The organism is Duganella vulcania, from assembly GCF_009857655.1.
GTDB classification, from domain to species: Bacteria; Pseudomonadota; Gammaproteobacteria; order Burkholderiales; family Burkholderiaceae_D; genus Rugamonas; species Rugamonas vulcania.
In genome coordinates, this window is record NZ_WWCX01000008.1 from 96,713 (window position 1) to 116,530 (window position 19,818).

Annotated in this window: 18 protein-coding genes; 8 read left to right on the forward strand and 10 right to left on the reverse strand. The window is 65.8% G+C overall.

The features are described from left to right. Positions 1–113: 113 nt before the first annotated feature. Entirely contained in the window at positions 114–332 is a 219-nt protein-coding gene (locus GTP90_RS08350; RefSeq protein WP_161083066.1) for a hypothetical protein, read from the reverse strand. On the opposite strand from GTP90_RS08350, the gene GTP90_RS08355 reads away from it, so the two are divergent. Further along, a complete protein-coding gene (locus GTP90_RS08355; RefSeq protein WP_161083067.1) occupies positions 331–2,364 on the forward strand; it encodes a primosomal protein N' in 2,034 nt (677 codons plus the stop codon). The two genes, GTP90_RS08350 and GTP90_RS08355, sit on opposite strands and share 2 nt — an antisense overlap. A gap of 105 nt (positions 2,365–2,469) precedes the next feature. Here GTP90_RS08355 and GTP90_RS08360 read toward each other — a convergent pair whose 3' ends face one another. Then, on the reverse strand, positions 2,470–3,360 hold the full coding sequence (locus GTP90_RS08360; RefSeq protein WP_161083068.1) for an ArgP/LysG family DNA-binding transcriptional regulator: 891 nt from the start codon (positions 3,358–3,360) through the stop codon (positions 2,470–2,472). A 146-nt stretch (positions 3,361–3,506) separates the two neighbouring features. On the opposite strand from GTP90_RS08360, the gene GTP90_RS08365 reads away from it, so the two are divergent. Then, entirely contained in the window at positions 3,507–4,949 is a 1,443-nt protein-coding gene (locus tag GTP90_RS08365) for a dihydrolipoyl dehydrogenase (RefSeq protein ID WP_161083069.1), read from the forward strand. Positions 4,950–5,047: 98 nt separating this feature from the next. Here GTP90_RS08365 and GTP90_RS08370 read toward each other — a convergent pair whose 3' ends face one another. Beyond that, a complete protein-coding gene (locus GTP90_RS08370) occupies positions 5,048–5,530 on the reverse strand; it encodes an SRPBCC family protein (RefSeq protein WP_161083070.1) in 483 nt (160 codons plus the stop codon). 135 nt (positions 5,531–5,665) lie between these two features. On the opposite strand from GTP90_RS08370, the gene GTP90_RS08375 reads away from it, so the two are divergent. The 3 genes from GTP90_RS08375 to GTP90_RS37295 all read left to right on the forward strand — a co-directional run bounded on the left by GTP90_RS08375 (position 5,666) and on the right by GTP90_RS37295 (position 8,490). Beyond that, a complete protein-coding gene (locus GTP90_RS08375) occupies positions 5,666–7,726 on the forward strand; it encodes a UvrD-helicase domain-containing protein (RefSeq protein ID WP_161083071.1) in 2,061 nt (686 codons plus the stop codon). Positions 7,727–7,789: 63 nt separating this feature from the next. Continuing rightward, complete coding sequence (locus GTP90_RS08380; RefSeq protein ID WP_161083072.1) at positions 7,790–8,245, forward strand: cache domain-containing protein; 456 nt, start codon at positions 7,790–7,792, stop codon at positions 8,243–8,245. 29 nt (positions 8,246–8,274) lie between these two features. Further along, positions 8,275–8,490 carry a SlyX family protein gene (locus tag GTP90_RS37295; protein WP_161083073.1) on the forward strand — a complete coding sequence of 72 codons (216 nt, stop codon included), beginning with the start codon at positions 8,275–8,277 and terminating at the stop codon, positions 8,488–8,490. On the opposite strand, the gene GTP90_RS08390 is transcribed toward GTP90_RS37295, so the two are convergent. Both GTP90_RS08390 and GTP90_RS08395 read right to left on the reverse strand, forming a co-directional pair. After that, positions 8,491–8,958 (reverse strand): heme-degrading domain-containing protein, encoded by a 468-nt coding sequence (locus GTP90_RS08390; RefSeq protein WP_161083074.1) that lies wholly within the window; start codon positions 8,956–8,958, stop codon positions 8,491–8,493. Between the two features lie 49 nt (positions 8,959–9,007). After that, complete coding sequence (locus tag GTP90_RS08395) at positions 9,008–10,642, reverse strand: TonB family protein (protein WP_161083075.1); 1,635 nt, start codon at positions 10,640–10,642, stop codon at positions 9,008–9,010. Between the two features lie 160 nt (positions 10,643–10,802). Between GTP90_RS08395 and GTP90_RS08400 the strand changes: the two genes are divergently transcribed. Further along, complete coding sequence (locus GTP90_RS08400; RefSeq protein ID WP_117012175.1) at positions 10,803–11,249, forward strand: SRPBCC family protein; 447 nt, start codon at positions 10,803–10,805, stop codon at positions 11,247–11,249. A gap of 4 nt (positions 11,250–11,253) precedes the next feature. On the opposite strand, the gene GTP90_RS08405 is transcribed toward GTP90_RS08400, so the two are convergent. The 3 genes from GTP90_RS08405 to GTP90_RS08415 all read right to left on the reverse strand — a co-directional run bounded on the left by GTP90_RS08405 (position 11,254) and on the right by GTP90_RS08415 (position 15,690). Beyond that, positions 11,254–11,643, reverse strand: coding sequence for a hypothetical protein (locus tag GTP90_RS08405; protein WP_161083076.1), 390 nt, complete (start codon positions 11,641–11,643; stop codon positions 11,254–11,256). Between the two features lie 158 nt (positions 11,644–11,801). Beyond that, on the reverse strand, positions 11,802–13,715 hold the full coding sequence (locus GTP90_RS08410) for an NPCBM/NEW2 domain-containing protein (protein ID WP_161083077.1): 1,914 nt from the start codon (positions 13,713–13,715) through the stop codon (positions 11,802–11,804). Positions 13,716–13,728: 13 nt separating this feature from the next. Next, positions 13,729–15,690 carry a sialate O-acetylesterase gene (locus tag GTP90_RS08415; RefSeq protein WP_161083078.1) on the reverse strand — a complete coding sequence of 654 codons (1,962 nt, stop codon included), beginning with the start codon at positions 15,688–15,690 and terminating at the stop codon, positions 13,729–13,731. A 170-nt stretch (positions 15,691–15,860) separates the two neighbouring features. Between GTP90_RS08415 and GTP90_RS08420 the strand changes: the two genes are divergently transcribed. Then, positions 15,861–18,170, forward strand: a complete 2,310-nt coding sequence (locus GTP90_RS08420; protein WP_161083079.1) for a glycoside hydrolase family 31 protein — start codon at positions 15,861–15,863, stop codon at positions 18,168–18,170. Positions 18,171–18,177: 7 nt separating this feature from the next. Here the strand turns inward: GTP90_RS08420 and GTP90_RS08425 are convergent, their stop codons facing one another. Beyond that, on the reverse strand, positions 18,178–18,576 hold the full coding sequence (locus GTP90_RS08425; RefSeq protein ID WP_161083080.1) for a VOC family protein: 399 nt from the start codon (positions 18,574–18,576) through the stop codon (positions 18,178–18,180). A gap of 184 nt (positions 18,577–18,760) precedes the next feature. Here GTP90_RS08425 and GTP90_RS08430 point away from each other — a divergent pair, with 184 nt between their 5' ends. Further along, positions 18,761–19,318, forward strand: a complete 558-nt coding sequence (locus GTP90_RS08430) for a TMEM175 family protein (RefSeq protein WP_161083081.1) — start codon at positions 18,761–18,763, stop codon at positions 19,316–19,318. Here the strand turns inward: GTP90_RS08430 and GTP90_RS08435 are convergent. Beyond that, the gene (locus GTP90_RS08435; RefSeq protein WP_161083082.1) at positions 19,287–19,676 is read right to left on the reverse strand and encodes an MmcQ/YjbR family DNA-binding protein; all 390 of its coding nucleotides are present in this window, start codon (positions 19,674–19,676) and stop codon (positions 19,287–19,289) included. The two genes, GTP90_RS08430 and GTP90_RS08435, sit on opposite strands and share 32 nt — an antisense overlap. Between the last annotated feature and the right edge of the window lie 142 nt (positions 19,677–19,818).

Here is a 19,818-nt window from a genome sequence, read left to right on the forward strand (position 1 = left end):
GCTTTGCAATATCGGTGGATAAGCCCCAAAAAGTGCTTGATTTCAGCAAAAAAAGCATCCTAAATACTTCACTTATGCACAGCGGCGGAGAAAAAACGCGAAATTTTCTTCTCCTAGGAAGCATTTTCCAAGTGGTTGATTTTAAAGAGAAATAATTTTGAATTTTTGCCCGGTTTACGACGATGCCAAGCCTGAAGTCTGTGCTTTCCGGGGATTAAGATTCCTTTGTCCACAAAGTTATCCACAAAAACTGTGGATACATCAAACCGGGCCTGCGGGCGCGGTATTTGCGCCCTATTGCCGCGGGAATTTTCTACTGTGACGGGATCCATGCAGGGCCTTTTCCACCATTGCATTCTTCAGATTGCGCTTGATACGCCGCTGAACGCGATTTTCGACTACCGCTGGCATTGCGATGCGGCAGAGCAGCCGCAGGTCGGCCAGCTGGCGCTGGTGCCGTTCGGGCGGCGCGAGGTGATGGGGCTGATCGTCGGCGTCGCGGCCGAGACCGACGTGCCGGTGGATAAGTTGAAGGATGCGCTGGCCGTGCGCAGCCAGCTGGGGCCGTTGTCGGCGCAATGGCTGGCGCTGGCGGGCTTTGCCGCCGACTATTACCAGCGTCCGCTGGGCGAGGTGGCGCTGCCCGGCTTGCCCAAGAACCTGCGCGTGCTGACCACGGTGGCGCTGGACCGGGCGCTGAAGAAGCTGGCCAAGCTGGATGCACCGCACGACGGCACGCCGCTGAACATGCCGGCGCTCAATCCCTCGCAGCAGGAGGCGGCGGACGCCATCGGCGGCGCCACAGGTTTCAAGCCGACCTTGCTGTACGGCGTGACCGGCAGCGGCAAGACCGAGGTCTACCTGCAATCGTGCGCGCAGGTGCTGGCGCGCGAGCCGGACGCGCAGATCCTGATCCTGGTGCCGGAGATCAACCTCACGCCCCAGCTGGAGGGCAATATCCGCGCGCGCTTCCCGGGTGTGATGCTGGCGACCTTGCACAGCAGCCTGTCTGAAGGCGAGCGCATGCTGCACTGGCTGGCCGCGCACCAGGGCAAGGCGCGCATCGTGCTGGGCACGCGGCTGGCGATCCTGGCGTCGCTGCCGAATTTGAAGCTGATCGTCATCGACGAGGAGCACGATCCCTCGTACAAGCAGCAGGAAGGCCTGCGCTACTCGGCGCGCGACCTGGCCGTGTGGCGCGCGTGGCAGTTGGGCATCCCCATCGTGCTGGGGTCTGCCACGCCGTCGCTGGAGAGCTGGCACCACGCGCAATCCGGCCGCTACCGCAAGCTGGAGTTGCGCGAGCGGGCGGTCAAGAACGCCGTGCTGCCGCAAGTGAAGCTGCTGGACATGGAGCGCGACAAGCCCAAGGACGGGCTCACATCCCAATTAATTGCGGCCATCAGGCAGAGGATGGAGCGCGGCGAGCAGTCGCTGCTGTTCCTGAACCGGCGCGGTTATGCGCCGGTGATCTGCTGCGAATCCTGCGGCTGGATCAGCGAGTGCACGCGCTGCACCTCGTTCATGGTGCTGCACCGTCCCGAGCACCGGCTGCGCTGCCACCATTGCAGCCTGGAGATGCGCATCCCGCGCCATTGCCCCACCTGCGGCAACGTCGACCTGCAACCGCTGGGCCGCGGCACGCAGCGGGTGGAAGAAGGCTTGCAGGCGCTGTTCCCGGAAGCGCGGGTGCTGCGCATCGACGCCGATTCCACGCGCAAGAAGGGCAGCGCGCAGGAAGCGTTCGACACCGTGCACCGGGGCGAGGTCGACATTTTGATCGGCACGCAGATGGTGGCCAAGGGACACGATTTTAAGAACCTGACGCTGGTCGGCATCCTGAACCCGGACACGGCGCTGTTTTCGCAGGACTACCGCGCCAGCGAGCGCCTGTTCGCGCAGCTGATGCAGGTGGCGGGCCGCGCCGGCCGCGCCGCGCAGACCGAGGGGGGCAGCGTCAGCGAAGTGCTGATCCAGACCCGGTATCCGCAGCACCCGCTGTACGGTGCGGTGGTGAACCACGACTACGACCACTTCGCCTCAGCCCTGCTGGAAGAGCGCGAACAGGCCGCCTTGCCGCCCTATCTGTACCAGGCGTTGCTGCGGGCCGAGGCGCCCGAGTTGGCCACCGCCATTGAATTCCTGACCATCGCCCGCGACTGCGTCGAGCATCCCGGCATCACCATCAACGATCCGATACCGATGAGCATGACGCGAGTCCACAACGTCGATCGCGCGCAGTTGCTGGTGGAATCGGCCTCAAGGCCGATGTTACAAGCCTTCCTGCGAGAGTGGCTACTCACTCTGCGCGAAATGAAAAGCCGCGTGAAGTGGTCGCTCGAAGTAGACCCGCTGGACATCTAATTTGTCTAATTTGGGGTCAAGTCTGGCATTCGGACACGAGCTCTACCGTAGCTTGGTGCTACGGTAGAGCTCGTGTCCGAATGCCAGACTTGACCCCAAAATGGGTTAGAGCAAGAAGCGTTGCGCGGTGGCTACGATTTGCTCGGTCAGCGCGCGGGTGAACGGGGTGTCGAGGTTCCAGGCGTGCCAGTTCAGGGCGACGTCGATGTGGTGGCCGGGCGCGAGGTCGACCAGGCGCCCGGCAGCCAGGGCGCTCGATACCTGGATCTGCGGCATCAGGCCGTAGGCCAGGCTGCCGTGGATGCACTCGCTGGTGGCGGCCGATTGCGGCATGGTGTGGTGTGGATAGGGGCCGTTCAGGTCCAGCGTCGTGCGCAGGAAGCCGGTCATCATGTCCTGGTCGCTGATCACTGCCGGCGCCAGCCGCGCCGCTTCCTGCGAGAAGCCGTCGCCGAACCAGTGCCCTGCGAACGCGGGCGTGGCGACGCACACGTAGCGCAGCTTGCCCAGCGCCGTGACTTCCGGCCCGTTGGCGTGCTGGTCCGGGTGCTCCTGCGCGGCGGCGATGCTGCCGAAGACGCTGCCTTCCTGCACCAGGTGCAGCGCCAGCCGCTGGTCGGCCAGTTGCACCTTCAGCTGGCAGCGCGGCGGCGATAGCAGGGGTTGCAGGCTCATCGGGAACCAGGTCGCCAGGCTGGCCGCGTCGACCGCCAGCGCGATCTCCGGCATGCTCACTTTGTGTCCCATATCAATGTCGAGCGCCGCCTCCATCAACCGGACGTTGCGGTGGTGCGACACCAGCCGCTGGCCCAGGCCGGTCGGGACGGCCGGCTGGCCGCGCACGATCAGCAGCCGGCCGGCGGCATCCTCCAGCGCCTTGATGCGCTGCGAAACGGCCGATTGGCTGATGCCCAGCGCCAGGGCGGCCTTTTCGAAGCTGCCCTGGCTGGCGACGGCGTCCAGCACGGCCAGCGCGCGGTAGTCCAGTGATCCCATAAGCTGCACTTATAAAAATTAAAAACGATAAGTAATACTAATGCTATTTGGAAATTAAGTAAAACTCGATTACACGCAATCGTGCGCGGGAAAAGCTTGCTTTTTGGGCGAGGATGCGGTCCGGCCAAACGGTGTAGACTCTGGGAATGAAAACGCTACGCACCGAAGTCGCGGTGATCGGCGCCGGCACCGCCGGCATGACCGCTTATCGCGCCGCCTCCACCGGCGGCAAGAAAACCCTGTTGATCGAAGGCCATGTCTACGGCACCACCTGTGCCCGCGTCGGCTGCATGCCCAGCAAGTTGCTGATCGCGGCGGCCGAGGCGGCCCATGCGCTGCAGGCGGCGCCGGCGTTCGGCGTGCATCCGGGCCAGCCGCGCATCGACGGCAAGGCCGTGATGGCGCGCGTGCGCAGCGAGCGCGACCGGTTTGTCGGTTTCGTCGTCGAGAGCGTGGACGGCTATCCGGCCGAGGACAAGCTCCACGGCCACGCCCGCTTCCTGAGTCCGACCCAGCTGCAAATCGACGACCACACGCTGGTCGAGGCGGAACGCTTCGTCATCGCCACCGGTTCGACGCCCATCGTGCCGGACGAGTGGCGCGCGGCCGGTCCGCGCGTGATCACCAGCGACGATGTGTTCGACTGGGACGACCTGCCGGACTCGATCGCCGTGGCCGGCACCGGCATCATCGGCCTGGAGCTGGGCCAGGCGCTGGCGCGGCTGGGCGTGCGCGTGACCGTGTTCGGCCGCGGCGGCAGCGTCGCCCAGCTCAGCGACCCGGACGTGCTGGAGGTGGCGCGGCGCGCCATGGCCGACGAGCTCGACGTGCGCTTCAAGACCAAGGTGGTGCGCGTGGTGGCGGACGCCGATGGCCTGGCCGTCACCAGCGAGGGCGCCGACGGCACGCAGCGCACCGAGCAGTTCAGCTACCTGCTGTCGGCCATCGGCCGCCGGCCCAATGTCCACAAGCTGGGCCTGGAGCACACCGGCCTGTCGCGCGACCATCAGGGCATTCCATTCTTCAACCCGCAGACGATGCAGTGCGGCGACAGCGCCATCTTCATCGCCGGCGACGCCGACCAGGAACGCCCGCAGCTGCCGGAGGCGGCCGACCAGGGCCGCATCGCCGGCGACAACGCGGCGCGCTATCCGGCCGTGCAGCCCGGCCTGCGCCGCACGCCGCTGACCATCGCCTTCACCGAGCCGCAGATCGCCACGCTGGGCGCCAGCTACCAGGAGTTGTGCGCTTCGCAGAAGGGCCGCTTCGCGGTCGGCAAGGTGTCGTTCGAGAACCAGGGCCGCAGCCGTGTCATGTTGCAGAACAAGGGGATGTTGCGCGTGTACGCCGAGCATGCCACCGGCCGCTTCCTGGGCGCCGAGATGATCGGCCCGCGCGCCGAGCACATCGGGCATCTGCTGTCCTGGGCTTGCCAGGCCGGGCTGACCGTCAGCGCCATGCTGGACATGCCGTTCTACCACCCGGTGGTGGAGGAAGGCGTGCGCACCGCGCTGCGCGACCTGGCGCACCAGCTGGCCAACGCGCCAGCCCACGACTGCGCCTGCATCGACTGCACGCCGGCGCCGTAGTTCAAGAATTTGCGCCCCAGCGGCTAATCCCGCGGTCTATGGATTCCCGCCTGCGCGGGAATGACGGTCTCCGGGGCGCCGCAGGCGCGGCGGCCCGCTCAGTTGAGCAGCGCGTCCAGCCGGCCCTGCTGCGCCAGGTCGCGCAGCACGCGGATGGTGTCGATGTCCGATTCCTGGTAGGCCGAGCGGCGGAAATCGTCGTACATCGCGTTGGCGGCGTCGGTGGCCGCGTCGTGGCCGTCGTCGTACTGGAAGCGCACGTACAGCGTGTCGGCGGTCGGCGTTTCGATCGTCATCGTCAGGCTGGACTGGCTGATGTCCTGCTGCGCCGCCACTTCATAGCGCACCTCGCGCATCGGTTCCAGCACCACGCGGTCCTCGATCACCAGCTCGCCGTAGCGCAGGCTGCGGCGGAAGCTGAGCTCCTCGCGTTCGGTGATCGTGCATTCGTCCAGGTGCGGCACGAACAGCTTCGGCGATTCGGCGCGCAGCACCAGGCCGCTCCACAACTGCTTGATGCTCAGCGCATCGATCAGCGGATTGAGCGGGTCGTTAATTTCAATCAAATGTTCGAATTTCATGGGGCAACCATCTAAAAGCCAGGCGCGCGTGCGCCTCATCCCCGCATGGTAACGCAAATGTCGCCACGACCTCTGCGCCCGCTCAGGCCAAGCGCTGTACAATGGCTGGTTGTCACCCTGCCATAGCGCCATTCGATGTCCAAAGCACCACAATTCGGCCTTAACGTACCGCAGAGCGAAGCGGTCACCTACCTGGACGGCCCCTGCCTGGTGCTGGCCGGCGCCGGCTCGGGCAAGACGCGCGTGATCACCCAGAAAATCGCCCACCTGATCGAGGACCGCGGCTACGATCCGCGCACCATCGCCGCGCTGACCTTCACCAACAAGGCCGCGCTGGAGATGCAGGAGCGGATCGCCAAGCTGCTCAAGCAGCCGCGCCAGGCCAAGCAGCTGACGGTGTCGACCTTCCACTCGCTGGGCGTCAAGATCCTGCGCCAGGAGGCCAACGGCGTCGGCCTCAAGGACCGCTTCTCCATCATGGACGCCGACGATTGCGGCTCGCTGATCCAGGACCTGGCCATCACCACCGACAAGCAGGTGGTGCGCCGCATCCAGACCGACATCTCGCTGTGGAAGAACGGCCTGGTCGATCCGGCGATCGCGCTGCAGAAAGCCAAGGACGAGGACGAGGCGCAGTCGGCGCGCATCTACGCCAGCTACGTGGCCACGCTGTCGGCCTACCAGGCGGTGGACTTCGACGACCTGATCCGCCTGCCGGTGGAGCTGTTCCGCAACAACGAGCCGGTGCGCGACAAGTGGCAGCGCCGCCTGCGCTACCTGCTGATGGACGAGTACCAGGACACCAACACCTGCCAGTACGAGCTGGTCAAGCTGATGGTGACGGGTATCGGCAAGAAGCCGATGTTCACCGCCGTGGGCGACGACGACCAGGCGATCTACGCCTGGCGCGGCGCGTCGGTGGAAAACCTGAAGACGCTGCAGACCGACTTCCCCGACCTGGCGGTGATCAAGCTGGAGCAGAACTACCGCTCCACCACCCGCATCCTGCAGGCGGCCAACGCGGTGATCGGCAACAATCCCAAGCTGTTCGAGAAGTCCCTGTGGTCCGAACACGGCCTCGGCGAGCCGATCAACGTGCTGGGCATGGCCAACGACGACCAGGAAGCCGAGCAGGTGGCGATCATGATTTCGGCCGACCATTTCCAGCGCAAGAACAAGTGGTCCGACTACGCCATCCTGTACCGGGGCAACCACCAGGCCCGCGTCATCGAGCAGACGCTGCGCAAGGAGCGCATTCCGTACACCATCTCCGGCGGCCAGAGCTTCTTCGACAAGGCCGAGATCAAGGACATCATCAGCTACCTGCGCCTGCTGGCCAACACCGACGACGATCCGGCCTTCATCCGCGCCGTGACCACGCCGCGCCGTGGCGTCGGCCAGTCGACCATGGAAACGCTGGGCACCTTCTCCGGCCAATGGCAGTGCTCGCTGTTCGAGGCGGTGTTCAAGGGCGGCATCGAGGCGCTGCTGAACGACCGCCAGCTGGGCCCGCTGCGCGACTTCTGCAACTTCATCAACAACCTCGAGGCGCGCGCCAGCCGGCCCGGCCCGAGCGGCAGCGGCGACAACGCGGCCCAGGTGCTGGACGACTTGCTGGAAGCGATCAACTACGAATCCTATCTGTACGATATGTTCGACGAGCGCGCCGCGCAGAGCCGGTGGCAGAACGTGCTGGAGTTCATCAACTGGCTCAAGGAGCGCGGCCGCGGCGGCAAGGACCGCGACGGCGAGGAAAAGAACGTGCTGGAGCTCACGCAGATGGTGGCGCTGATGTCCATGCTGGAAGGCCAGGACGAGGATCCGGACGCGGTGCGCATGTCCACGCTGCACGCGTCCAAGGGACTGGAGTATCCGCACGTGTTCCTGGTCGGCGTGGAGGAAGGCATCCTGCCGCACAAGGGCGACCCGGACGCGCCGGCCGAGACCATCGCCGCCCGCGTGCAGGAGGAGCGGCGCCTGATGTACGTCGGCATCACGCGCGCGCAGCGCACGCTGCAGATCACCTGGTGCAAGAAGCGCAAGCGCGCGGGCGAGCAGGTGCATTGCGATCCGTCGCGCTTCATCAAGGAGATGGAGCTCGACGTCGGCAACGCCGTGCCGGCCGAATCCGAAGTGCTGACGCCGAAGGAGCGGCTGGCACGGATGAAGGAACTTTTGACCACACCGAAGACGTAATCCCACGCAGGTTGTGCTAGCATCGGCACGTGCCGATCCGGCATGCTTCCGTTGGAGATAATCTTGCGTAAACAGTTAATCGCGTCGCTGGTTTTAAGCTGTGCCCTGCTGCCGTCGGTGCAGGCCGCCGAATTCGCCACCAAGCCGGAAGCGGAGGCGATGGTGCACAAGGCCCTGAAGTTTTTGAAGGCCAACGGCAAGGAAAAAACCTACAGCGAAATCGACAGGAAGGACGGCCAGTTCGTCGACCGCGACCTGTACCTGACCGTGTACGGCATGGACGGCGTGGTGCGCGCCCACGGCGCCAACGCCAAGATGATCGGCAAGAACCTGCTGGAAATTAAGGACGTCGACGGCAAGGCCTTCGTCAAGGAGCGCGTCGAGATGGCGAAGAAGAAGCAGCCGTTCTGGCAGGACTACAAGTTCACCAATCCGGTCAGCAAGCAGATCGAGCCGAAGTCCATGTATTGCGTGCCGGAGGACGACATGGTGGTCTGCGGTGGGGTCTATCTCAAGTAGAATGCGGGCTTTCCAGCAGGGAGTATGCCGTGAGCACCACCGAAGACCGCTTCATCGATATTGAAATCAAACTGGCGCACCAGGAGCACATCGTGGAGTCGCTGAACCAGCGCGTCTACGAGCAGCAGCAACAGATCGACAAGCTGGAGCAGATGTGCGCGGCGCTGGTGCAGCATGTGCGCGACCAGGCGCAAGGCAGCGGCGGCGGTGGTGCACTGGCGCACGAGCCGCCGCCGCATTACTGATTACGTCAGCACTGCCCGCAGTGCTTCCACGATGATCGCATGGTCTTCCGCCTGGCGCAGGCCGGAGACGGTGGCCGTGCCGATCAGCCCGACATTTTTGACCACCACCGGGAACGAGCCGCCGAAGGGGGCGTACTCTTTCGGGTCGAGGTATTTCACGTCCTCGAACACCACGCCGCGATTCTTGTAGTCGGTGCCGACGTGGAAGGAACAGCGGCCGAAGCGCGTCACCACATTGCTCTTGCGCCGTATCCAGTCGGCCTGGTCGGGCGTGGCGCCCTGCATCGCGTGGTGGAACAGCACCTTGCCGTTGACGGTCACGTTGACCGTCACGCTTTTCTCGCGCTGCCTGGCCAGCTCGACCACCTTCAGGCCCAGCGCCAGCGCGGTGTCGCTGGTGAAGGCGGTAAATTGCAATTCCTTTTCCTGCTGTGCCAGGGTTTCCAGCAGCTCGACAAAATTTTCCATCGTTGATCCTCATGCGGTACAAGACGGCAGTGTAGCCGAGCCGGCCGGATTAGCGGAACTCGAATCGCGGCGCGGCGGCCTTCTGATCAGCCTTGGCCTGCCAGGCGCGGGCCAGCGCCGCGTCCGGCTTCAGGCCCAGTTCGCCTTTTTCGTAGGCCGTGGCCAGGCGGCGCATGGCGGCCTCGAAATCCAGCGTGGCCGCGCGCTGGTACATGGCGGCGGCCGTGGACGCGCTGTGTTGCACACCCAGTCCGGCCTCGTGCAGCGCCGCCAGGCGATACAGGCCCTCGGCGTTGTTTTGCGCAGCCGCCAGCTGGTACTGCGCCGCCGCGCGGACCGGGTCCTTGTCGCCGCCCAGGCCGTGCTCGTACAGGCCGCCCAGCGCCGCCTGCGCGTTGCCGTTGCCGCGGCCGGCGGCGCGGACATACCAGTCGCGCGCGGCGGCGTAGTCCTGCGCGACGCCGCTGCCGGTTTCATAGGCATAGCCCAGGTTGTTTTCGGCGATCGCATTGCCGCGCTTGGCCGCGGCGCGCTGCCACTTCACGCCCTCGGCCGGATCGGCGGCCACGCCCAGCAGGCCGTGGCTCAACACCAGGCCCAGCCGGATTTGCGAGTCGACGTTCTTGCCTTCCGCCGCCAGCCGCAGGTAGCGCAAGCCCTCCGCGTCGTCGCGCGGCACGCCGTTGCCGTTCAGGTACATCAGCGCCAGGTCGCGTTCGGCGTTGTGATTGGACTTGGCGGCGGCGCGCTCCAGCCATTGCCGCGCTTGCGGCAAGTCCTGGGGAACGCCGCGGCCGTACAGGAGGAACATGCCCAGGTTGGCCTCGCCCCAGGCGTTGCCGCCCTCGGCCGCCTTGCGGTACCAGACGGCCGCCTCGGCGAAATCGATGGCGACGCCGCGGCCATAGGCGTGCAGCAGGCCGATATTATTTTCCGCAACGTGGTTGCCCTGGGCCGCCGCCTTCAGATACCAGGCCATCGCCTCGGCGTAGCTTTGCGTAATGCCCTTGCCGTGTTCGTAGCGGTAGCCCAGTTCAAGCTGCCCTTCCACCTTGCCCGCTTCGGCGGCTTTGCGATACCAGGCCGTTGCCTCGACCGGGTCCTTGGGCGCGTTCGTTCCGGTTTCCAGCCGGTGGGCCAGCTCGAACTGCGCGTCCGCCAGGTTCTTGTCCAGCGTCTCGCGGAACTGCTGCAGGGTCGTCGCCTGGTTGGCCGCGCCGTTGCTGTAGGCCTTGGCCAGCTGGTACAGCGCTTCGGCATCGCCGGCCAGCGCGGCCTCGCGGTACCGGTTCACGCTGGCCTGGTCGACGTGCGGCCGGGAGCCGCCCTCCAGGGTCCAGACGTATTGCATTTGCATCCAGGCGCTGACGGCTTTGCCGTCCACGGTGCCGGGCTTGAAGTGGCACAGGCGCACGGCGGACACTGCCGCGTCGTCGAGCAGCGGGAAGCCGCTGGAGCGGACGATTTTGCTGTCGGCGACGCTACCGTCGGCGTCGACCAGGAAGGACAGCGTGACCGTGCCGGTCTGCTCGTTGCGCAGCGCCTCTTTCGGCCAGACCGGCTTGGCGCAGGTGTTGAAATCAGCGGTGGCCAGCGTGCGCTGTTCCGCCGCGCCGGCGTTCAACGAGACAGCGGCGCCGAGCGCCACGGCCAGCAGCGGCCGGGTGGAAAAAATCTGCCTCATGGCGTATCCTTAATATTTCAAATTTGAAAACATGCAGGATAGGCGCTCGTTACGTATTTGTCTATTACTGACAGGATAGGCGCGGCGTGTCGAATTCGCGGACCGTCGTTCGTCGTAGCTGGCAGAGGGATGTCCTCTGGCTTATTTGGGAGATACGATCATGACCACGAATACTGTACAACTGCACCGCGTGTTCAAGGCCAAGGCTGAGCGCGTTTATCGGGCCTTCCTGGATGCCGACGCGCTGGCCAAATGGCTGCCGCCGCACGGCTTCACCGGCAAGGTGCACGCGCTGGACGCCAAGGTGGGCGGTGGCTATCGCATGTCGTTCACGAACTTCACCACCGGCGGCGGCCACCACTTCGGCGGCGAGTACCTGGAACTGGTGCCGAACCAGCGCCTGGTCTACACCGGCAAGTTCGACGATCCCAACCTGCCCGGCACCATGCAAACCACGGTGACGCTGCGCGAAGTGTTCTGCGGCGTGGAGTTGAAGGTGGTGCAGGAAGGCATACCGGCGATGATTCCGGCCGAAGCGTGCTATCTCGGCTGGCAGGAATCGTTGCAGTTGCTGGGGCAGCTGGTGGAGCCGGAAATCCGCGAGTGAGGCGCTAGAGCAGGCCGAAGACCTTGACGATCAGGCTGAGGGTGCCCAGGGCTGTGGTGAGGCTGATGCTCAACAGGATGCGGAAATCCGTGGTGCGTATCTTCATCAGCTGTTCATGTACACGAACGAACTCCGCGTCGACACGAGCGAACTGGGCATCGACACGAGCGAACTGGTCGTCGACATGGGCAAACTTGTCGTTGACATGAGCGAACTTGTCGTCGACGTGGGCGAAACCTGTGTTTACGCTTGCGTCCGCTCGGCTAAAGCCGGCGCGCATCTCCTCGCGTAGCACGGAAATGGCTTGGCTCTGATAGTCGACCGCCGTTTCAAGACGGGCTATGCGTTCGGTGATGTGGTGCTGCTCGTGCTGAGGTTGATTGTTACCATTCATGGCGGGCTCCTTGTCAGCATCCACCACTTTACGCCTGCGTGCGTGCGCGGCATAGCGCACACGATTGATGCAAGTCGCGACGGTACGCCCGCCCCTGCGATGAAGTATGTGACAGCTGCGCGGCGGCCGGGCCTGCTCAGGCCGCCGCGATCATGCCGTTAGTCGGAGCGCGCGGATGAGAGCAAGGCGGCGTTGCCCCAGCTGACCGGCAAGTGCTCGTTGGTGCCGGCCGTGCTGCGCGCCACCAGTTCGACCATGCGGACGCCGGCCACGTCGGCGTTCAAGGCTTGCGCCGGCTGGCCCCAGCGCAGCGGCTTGCTCTTGGCCAGCAGCTTGCCGTCGCCGTAGATCATGAAGGTGACGTCGTGCTTGCGGTCCTGCGCGGAATCGTCCACGCCCACTTGCGCGCTCATCCGGCGGTAGCCCTGGTTGCGCACCTCCAGCCGGGAGTTGGCCAGGATGCCGATGCCGGTGGCGTACTGTGTGCCGGCGATCTGCATGACCTGGCCGTAGGGCGTGCTGTCGGCGCGCGCGCCGCCCCAGCCGGCGTACATCGGCCGTTCGCCCGGTCCCTTGGTGCCGGTCCAGCCGGCCGACGAGCGGAAGATCGTCGGATCGACCTGCGGCCGGACCACGCCATCGACCGCCGGATTCACGCTGCCCGGCTGTTCCGACAGATAGACGCCCTGCGCCAGCGCCCGCTCACCGCTGACACGGAAGATCCGCGTCTCGCGCGGCATCACGCGTAGCTTGGTCTCCTTGGTGAACGTGCTGTCCGCCTTGGTCCACAGGTCGGTCAGCTTGACCGGCGCGTCGTTGCGGAACTTCAGTTGTTCGGCGGTCAGGTCGACGTCGATCGGCCCCAGCCCGCGGTTGAAGATCGCCACCGCCTTCTGCCCCGAGGCCAGCGGCTTGACCAGGATTTCCAGGTCGTCGGCGTCATAGGCGAGCACCGCCTGGTTGCCGGCCGGGTCCTGGTTGACCGCGATGATGTCGGCGTTGCCGACGATGTCCATCAGCGGCTGCGGCATGGTGCGCAGGTCGGCGCCCAGCATCAGCGGCGCGTTCAGTATGGCCCACAGCGCGAAGTGCGAGCGCGCTTCCACGAGATGGCCGGCGTCGAAGTCGCCCTTGCCGATGTACAGCATGTCGGGATCGTTCCAGCTGCCTGGATGGCCATACAATTCGCGCCGCGCCGCGCTGTCGAAATTGCTCAGCAGGCGGCTCCACGATGGCGTGATGTCGTCGCTGGTGCGCGACAGGTTGCCGTAGTTCTTGCCCCAGGCGCGCACGTCGGCGGCGCCCCAGATGCACAGCGACAGCAGGAAGTCGCCGTCCGGCTTGTTGCGCTGCAGTGCCGCGTTGATTTGCGTGAACTCCGCCTGCACCGCCGGGATGTCGGAATGGCTGACCGATTCCAGGTCCAACACCGGCGTCAGCGCACGGTACTGGCCGGAGCGGACCTTGGCGCTGTTGGCCCCGTAGGCGCGCAGGCCGCAGCCGTCAACCTTGATGAAGTCGAAACCCCAGTCGCCGAAGAACAGGTTGATGTCCTGGTCGATATGGCCGTACAGGCCGATCTCCCGCTCCAGCACGCTGCCCTTCGGCAGGTCGGTCTCGTTGCCGGAATACGCCTGCGAGCAGGTGTTGCGGCCGAGGTCGGAATAGATGCCGGCCTTGAGCCCCATCGCGTGCAGCTTGTCGGTGAGCGGGCGGAAGCTGCCGCCCTGCACCGACGACGGGAAGCGGTCGGCCCGTATCACCAGGCGGCCGTCCGGTATCTGGCGGCGTATCGCCCAGCCGTCGTCGATGTTGATGTAGCGGTAGCCGCGCGCGGCCAGGCCGCTGTCGGCGATGCGCTGGGCCGAGCCGAGGATCTTGGCTTCGTCGATGTCGGTGCCGAAGGCGTTCCAGCTGCTCCATCCCATCGGCGGCGTCGCGGCGCGGCCGGCGGTGTAGGCGCTCCAGCGCGCGGTCGGCGCCAGCGGATCGGCCGCCGCGTGCAGCGAGGCGGCGGCCAGCCACAGGGTGATCAGGGCCAGGCGCGGCGGCCGGCGGAAAGTCGTTTGCATGAGGGTCTCCGGTTTATTTTGTTGTGTCGAGCTGGAAGGTGCCGACCGGCAGGTCGTCGCCACTGAACAGGTTCACGAACGGTGCGTCGGCCCAGCCGTAGCGCACATGCGTGACGTTGGCGCCGGCGGCGCCGGGCAGCACCACGGTGTCGCCGGCCGCGCGGGCGTCGGCGTAGCGGCAGCTGGCGCCCGCGCATACTTCAAAGCCGATGGCGCGGTCGGACGAGTACGTCGCCAGCCCGCCGCCGGTGTCGCGGAAGGTAATGACGATGTCCTTGCCGCTTTGCCGCGCGGAGACCGGGGACGGGCTGCCGGGTGCTATTTTCTCGCCGTAGGCCACGGCCCGCGCCGCGCGCGCCATCCGCTCGCCGACCACCGTTTTCTGCGTCGGATGGATGTCGTAGCGGTCGCCGACATCGAGCGTGACGGCCAGGCCCGCATGGGCGTCGCGCGCCACCGCCTCGGCCTGCGCGTCGCGCAGCTCGGCCCAGCTGGACTGGCCGGGCGCTTTGGACGTGCCGGCGAACGAGGTCAGCTGCGCGACCAGGAACGGCAGCGCCGGCTGGCCGAAGCGCTGGCGCCAGTCGCGCATCAGCAAGGGCAGCAGCGCGCGGTATTCCTGCCCGGCGCCCGCGTTCGCCTCGCCCTGGTACCACGCCACCAGCTTGAATTTGTAGCCGACCAGCGGGGCGATCATGCCGTTGTACAGGGTGGTCAGGCTGTTTGGTATGTCCCACGGCGCCGGTGGCACGGCCAGGTTGCGCAGGACGCTGCCGCGCTGGACTTTCCAGGCGGCCGGCAGCGCGATCGTCTGTCCATCCATGGTGCCGATGGCGCGGCTGTCCGGCCCACCCGACAGGCCGCCGCCCTGTCCACCGCTCAGCACGCGCATGGCGATCACGTTGCGTCCGGCTTTGAACACGCCGGCTGGCACGGCATACTCGCGCCAGATCCACGAGGTGCTGGCGCCGCCCACGCGTACGCCGTTGACCCAGGTGCTGTCGTAGGTGTCGACCGGACCCAGGCGCAGCATGTTGGCCGCCTTGGCCTGCGCCTCGGTCAGCGTGACGGCGGTGCGGTACCAGGCCACGCCGTCGAAGTCCTTGAAGCCGGCCAGGCCGCTGTCCTTCCACGAGCCGGACGGGGTGATGGTGGGCCAGGCGGCGTCGTCGAAGTCCGGCGCGGCCCACGCGTGTTGCGCGGCGGCGGCCGGATCGTGGGCGCGCCACCATGCCTCGCTGCGCGCTTCCTCGGCACGCATGCCTTCGGCCGGATCGGCGCCGTATTGCGCCACGGCCGCCACGCCTGCCGCGTAGTCGCCGAAGGTGCGCAGCGATTCGGCCCCGATCCAGCTCTGGATCGCGGTGCCGCCCCAGCTGGCGTGGATCATGCCGACCGGGATCTTGTAACGCGCCTGCAGCGTGCGCGCCATGTAGTAGCAGACCGCCGAGGCGTCGCCGACCGATTCCGGCGTCAGCGGCGTCCACGTTGCCTTGCCCTTGAGTTCGTCCTGCGGCGCGGCCGCGCTGTATTTCTCGATGTTCAGGTAGCGCAGGCTGTCGTTGCGCGCGCCATACGTGGCGCCCATGGCGTTGGTGGATGCGCGCACCGCGAATTCCATGTTGGACTGGCCCGAGCACAGGTAGACGTCGCCAACCAGCAGGTCGCTGCGGCTGACCGTCTGGCCGTCCGACGTCACCGTCAGCGCGTACGGGCCGCCGGCCGGTTGCGGGGGCAGCTCGGCGCGCCACTTGCCTTGCGCATCCGCGTTGGCGGTGACCGTCTGGCCGCCAAGCTTCACGGTCAGCTGGCGCCCGGCGCCGGCCGTGCCCCAGACGGCGATGGGCTGGTCGCGCTGCAGCACCGCGTGGTCGGAGAACAGCTTGGCCAAGCCGAGCTCGGCGGCCTGCGCGGGCAGGCCGGTGCAGCCAAGGGAAAGCGCCAGCAGGGGCGCGGCGGTGCGGAGTGTCGCCATCGTGAATCCTCATTGTTTGGGGGGGCAGGGCGGATTCTGCGATCTTGTGCATCGCCGGGCAATTATGAAAATGGCCAAAGGGGGCAACATTATTGAGGAAATCCGGCGGCATGGATTTTTGACGGGCGCATGTGCCGATAGAATGTGTGCTCTTCAATATGGGGACTGTCATGACGAAAAATCTTCCGCGCGCCGCCGTCGCGCTTGCCATCGCCTCGCTGTGCGCGGCGTCGATGCCCGCTTTCGCGCAGAGTGCCGCGCCGGCCGTTTCCGCCGCGGCCAGGAGCGCGAGCGGCCTGACGGTGACCACCGCGCAGGGCACCGTGCGGATCGAACCGTGGAGCGAGCGCATCGTGCACGTGCTGTCCGGCCCGGCGGCGCCGTGGAACGGCAACTACAATCCGGCCGTGATTGCCCGCCCGGCCAGCGTCGACTGGACCCTCACTGAAACGGCGGACTACTACCAGCTGGCGACGAAGGCATTGTCGGTGCGCGTGGCCAAGGCCTACGGCGGCGTCAGCTTCTTCGACGCGCAAGGCAAGCAGCTGCTGGCCGAGTCCGGGCGCGATGCCTCGAAGGCCGGCGTCATGCAGGGATTCGATTATTCCGGCCCGGTCTATGGGCTGGGGCAGCACCAGAACGGCAAGCTGGACTACCGCGGCACGACGGTGCGCCTGCAGCAGGCCAACCGCGACGTGGCGGTGCCGATGCTGACCACGCCGGAAGGCTTCGGCATCCTGTGGAACAACGCCTCGGTCACGCAGGTCGACGCCGGGCTGCCGGCCGGGCCGTATCCGCTGGTCATCCGCTCCGAGGCTGGGCAGGGCTCCGATTATCACTTCATCCTCGGCCCCGAGCTGGACGAGGTGGTGGCCGGCTACCGCGAACTGACCGGACGCGCACCGATGATGGCGCGCTGGACCTGGGGCCTGTGGCAATCGAAGGAGCACTACGCCACCCAGGCCGAGCTGCTCGATATCGCCGCCCGCTACCGCGCGATGAAGGTGCCGCTGGATGCGGTGGTCCAGGACTGGCAGTACTGGCAGCCGGGCGCCTGGGGCGAGCACCAGATGGACCCGGCGCGCTACCCGGACCCGAAAGGCATGCTCGACCGGCTGCACGCGCAGAACGTACACGCCATCATCTCCGTCTGGGCCCGCTTCGACGCCGGCACCCGCAACACGGCCGAGCTGGAGAAGGCGGGCGTGCTGTATCCCGAGCTGTACAACAACGTTTATCCGGCCGGCAAGGGCCGCTGGTACGACGCCTATTCGCCGCGCGGCCGCCAGCTGTACTGGGAGCAGATCAACCGCACGCTGGCCCCGGCCGGCTGGGATGGCTGGTGGCTGGACGCCAGCGAGGCCGAACTGGGTGGCTGGTGGGGCCAGATGCGCGACGTCGCCACCGCCGCCGGTCCCGGCGCGCAGGTGTACAACGCCTATCCGCTGCTGCACACGACGGCCGTGTTCGAAGGCTCGGCGCAGGCCGCGCCGGCCAAGCGGCCCTTCATCCTGACCCGTTCGGCCTACAGCGGCCAGCAGCGCAACGCGGCCATCACGTGGTCGGGCGACACCATGGGCACCTGGGACGTGTTCCGTGCCCAATTGCCGGCCGCGCTGAACTTCACGCTGAGCGGTATCCCCTACTGGTCGGCCGACATCGGCGGCTTCTTCGGCGGCAAGCCAACCGATCCTGAATATGCCGAGCTGTACACGCGCTGGTACCAGTTCGGCGCCTTCAATCCGATGTTCCGCGTCCACGGCACCGGCGACGGCAAGGAGATCTGGCGCTTCAGCCCGGCCACGCAGCAGATCCTGCGCGACGTGACGCAGCTGCGCTACCGCCTGCTGCCGTACATTTATTCGGCGTCGTGGGACGTCACCAGCCGCAACGGCACGATGATGCGCGCGCTGGCGATGGACTTCCGCGCCGACGCGCAGGCGGTCGCCACCGCCGACCAGTACATGTTCGGTAAGGCGCTGATGGTGGCGCCGGTCATGACGCCGCACACGGACGTGCGCACCGTCTACCTGCCGGCGCAGAACGACTGGTTCGATTTCTGGACCGGCAAGCGCTATGCCGGCGGCAAGGTCATCGCCGCCAAGGCCGATATCGCGACCATCCCGCTGTTCGCCCGCGCCGGCAGCATCCTGCCGCTGGGGCCGGTGGTGCAGTATGCGGACGAGCGGAGCGCGCAGCCGCTGGAGCTGCGCGTCTATCCCGGCCGCGACGGCAGCGTCGAACTGTACGACGACGCCGGCGATGGCCCGGGCTATGACAAGGGCGAGCGGGCGACCCGCCGCATCACGTGGACGCAGGCCGGCGGCAAGCTGGCGATCGCGCCGGTGCAGGGCAGCTTCCCCGGCATGCGGCGTGAGCAGGCGTTCGTGGTGCGCTGCGCGGCCACGCCGGCCGGCAAGGGTGTGCGGGTGGTGGCCGGCGGCGAGCCGGTGGAAGTGTCCTTGCCGGGGTGCCGTTGATTCGGGACTAGGCTTCCGGCGCCGTCCAGACCAGATTCCACATGTGGCCGTCGATATCCTCAAAGCCCTGGTCGTACATGAAGCCGTTGTCTTCGGGCGGATGCGGTATGCGGGCGCCGGCGGCGGTGGCCTTGGCGATCAGGCTGTCCACCTCTTCGCGGCTGTCGCAGTTCAGGCAAATGACGAGCTCATTGGTCTCCTTCGCGTTCGCGATGGGCTTGTCGATCAGGGACTGGAAGAAGGGTTCGGTCGTCAGCATGGCCTGGATGGTGTCATCGACGATGTTCATGAACGCCGCGCTCTCGCCGCTGAAGCGGGGATCGAAGCTGAAGCCGAGGGCCGAGAAGAAGGCCCTGGATTTGTCCAGATTCTTCACAGGCAGGTTGAGGATGATCTGATTCTTCATGACGGTTCCTTGGTTGGGTGATGGACAATCGGTGCTTCATCCCTACGACGGGTGACGTTACACAAAATCGACATGCTTGCGAAAAATATTTTCCTCCAAGATGGATGAAAGAACCCAGGCTTCTGGAGGAGTTGCGTGCAGGTACAAGTTGAATCACAATGCGTCGATCAACAGGGAGCGGCGCATGGGTAAAGGCAGGTTGGAAGCATTCAGCGATGGCGTGATCGCCATCATCATCACCATCATGGTGCTGGAACTGAAGGTGCCGCATGGCGCGGATTGGGCGGCGTTGCAGCCTTTGTGGCCGGTGTTCCTCAGCTATGTGCTGAGCTTTGTCTACGTTGGAATCTATTGGAACAACCATCATCACCTGGTCCACACCGTCAGCAAGATCACCGGCGGCGCCTTGTGGGGTAACTTGCATTTGCTGTTCTGGCTGTCGCTGGTGCCGTTCGTAACGGGCTGGATGGGCGAGAACCACTTCGCCGCGCTGCCGCTGGCCTGCTATGGCTTCATCCTGTTCATGTCCAGCGTCGCCTACTATGTGCTGGCGAAGTGCCTGGCGGCCAATAACGAGGCGCTGCGGCTTGCGCTGGGCCAGGACCGCAAGGGCAAGCTGTCCACGCTGCTGTATTTGATCGGCATCGGCTTGTCGCTGTGGGAGCCGATGGCCGGCTTCGCGGTCTATGTGGTGGTCGCGATGGTCTGGTTTATTCCGGATCGCCGCTTCGAGCAGCGCTAGCGCCCTGGGCCAGTGCCTTTTGCCTGGCCTTGCTCAGCGACGCCACCGCGCGGCGGTAGGAGCCGTCCACCAGTTCCGCCAGGTAGTCGGCCGGGAACTTGCCAACATCAACGATGGTCACCCAGTGAAAGCGACCCATGTAACGCGCCGGCTTTACGCCTGGCATGTCGGTCAGCTCCAGGAAACGGTCCGGCGTCACGCGCACGCTGAAGCGCCACTGCTCCGGCTCGCTGGTCTTGAAGTAGGCGAAGGTCTTGTCCTCGACCTTGTAGACCAGGATGTTCGACGGCTCGCCGTGCAGGCTTTCCACCGCACCGGGATATTGCCGGCAATGTCGTTTCAGCTGTTGAGTGTTCATTTCTGCGGCCATGTTGCAACGGAGCCTCAGTGTAGCTGCAAAAATGCCATTTCGACAAAGTATTCTTCGGGAAAAGCACCCGCTTTCCGATCAAGTGCAGTGCAGCATTTTTTGCCAGTGACTGCCGCCATATCACCCTGAT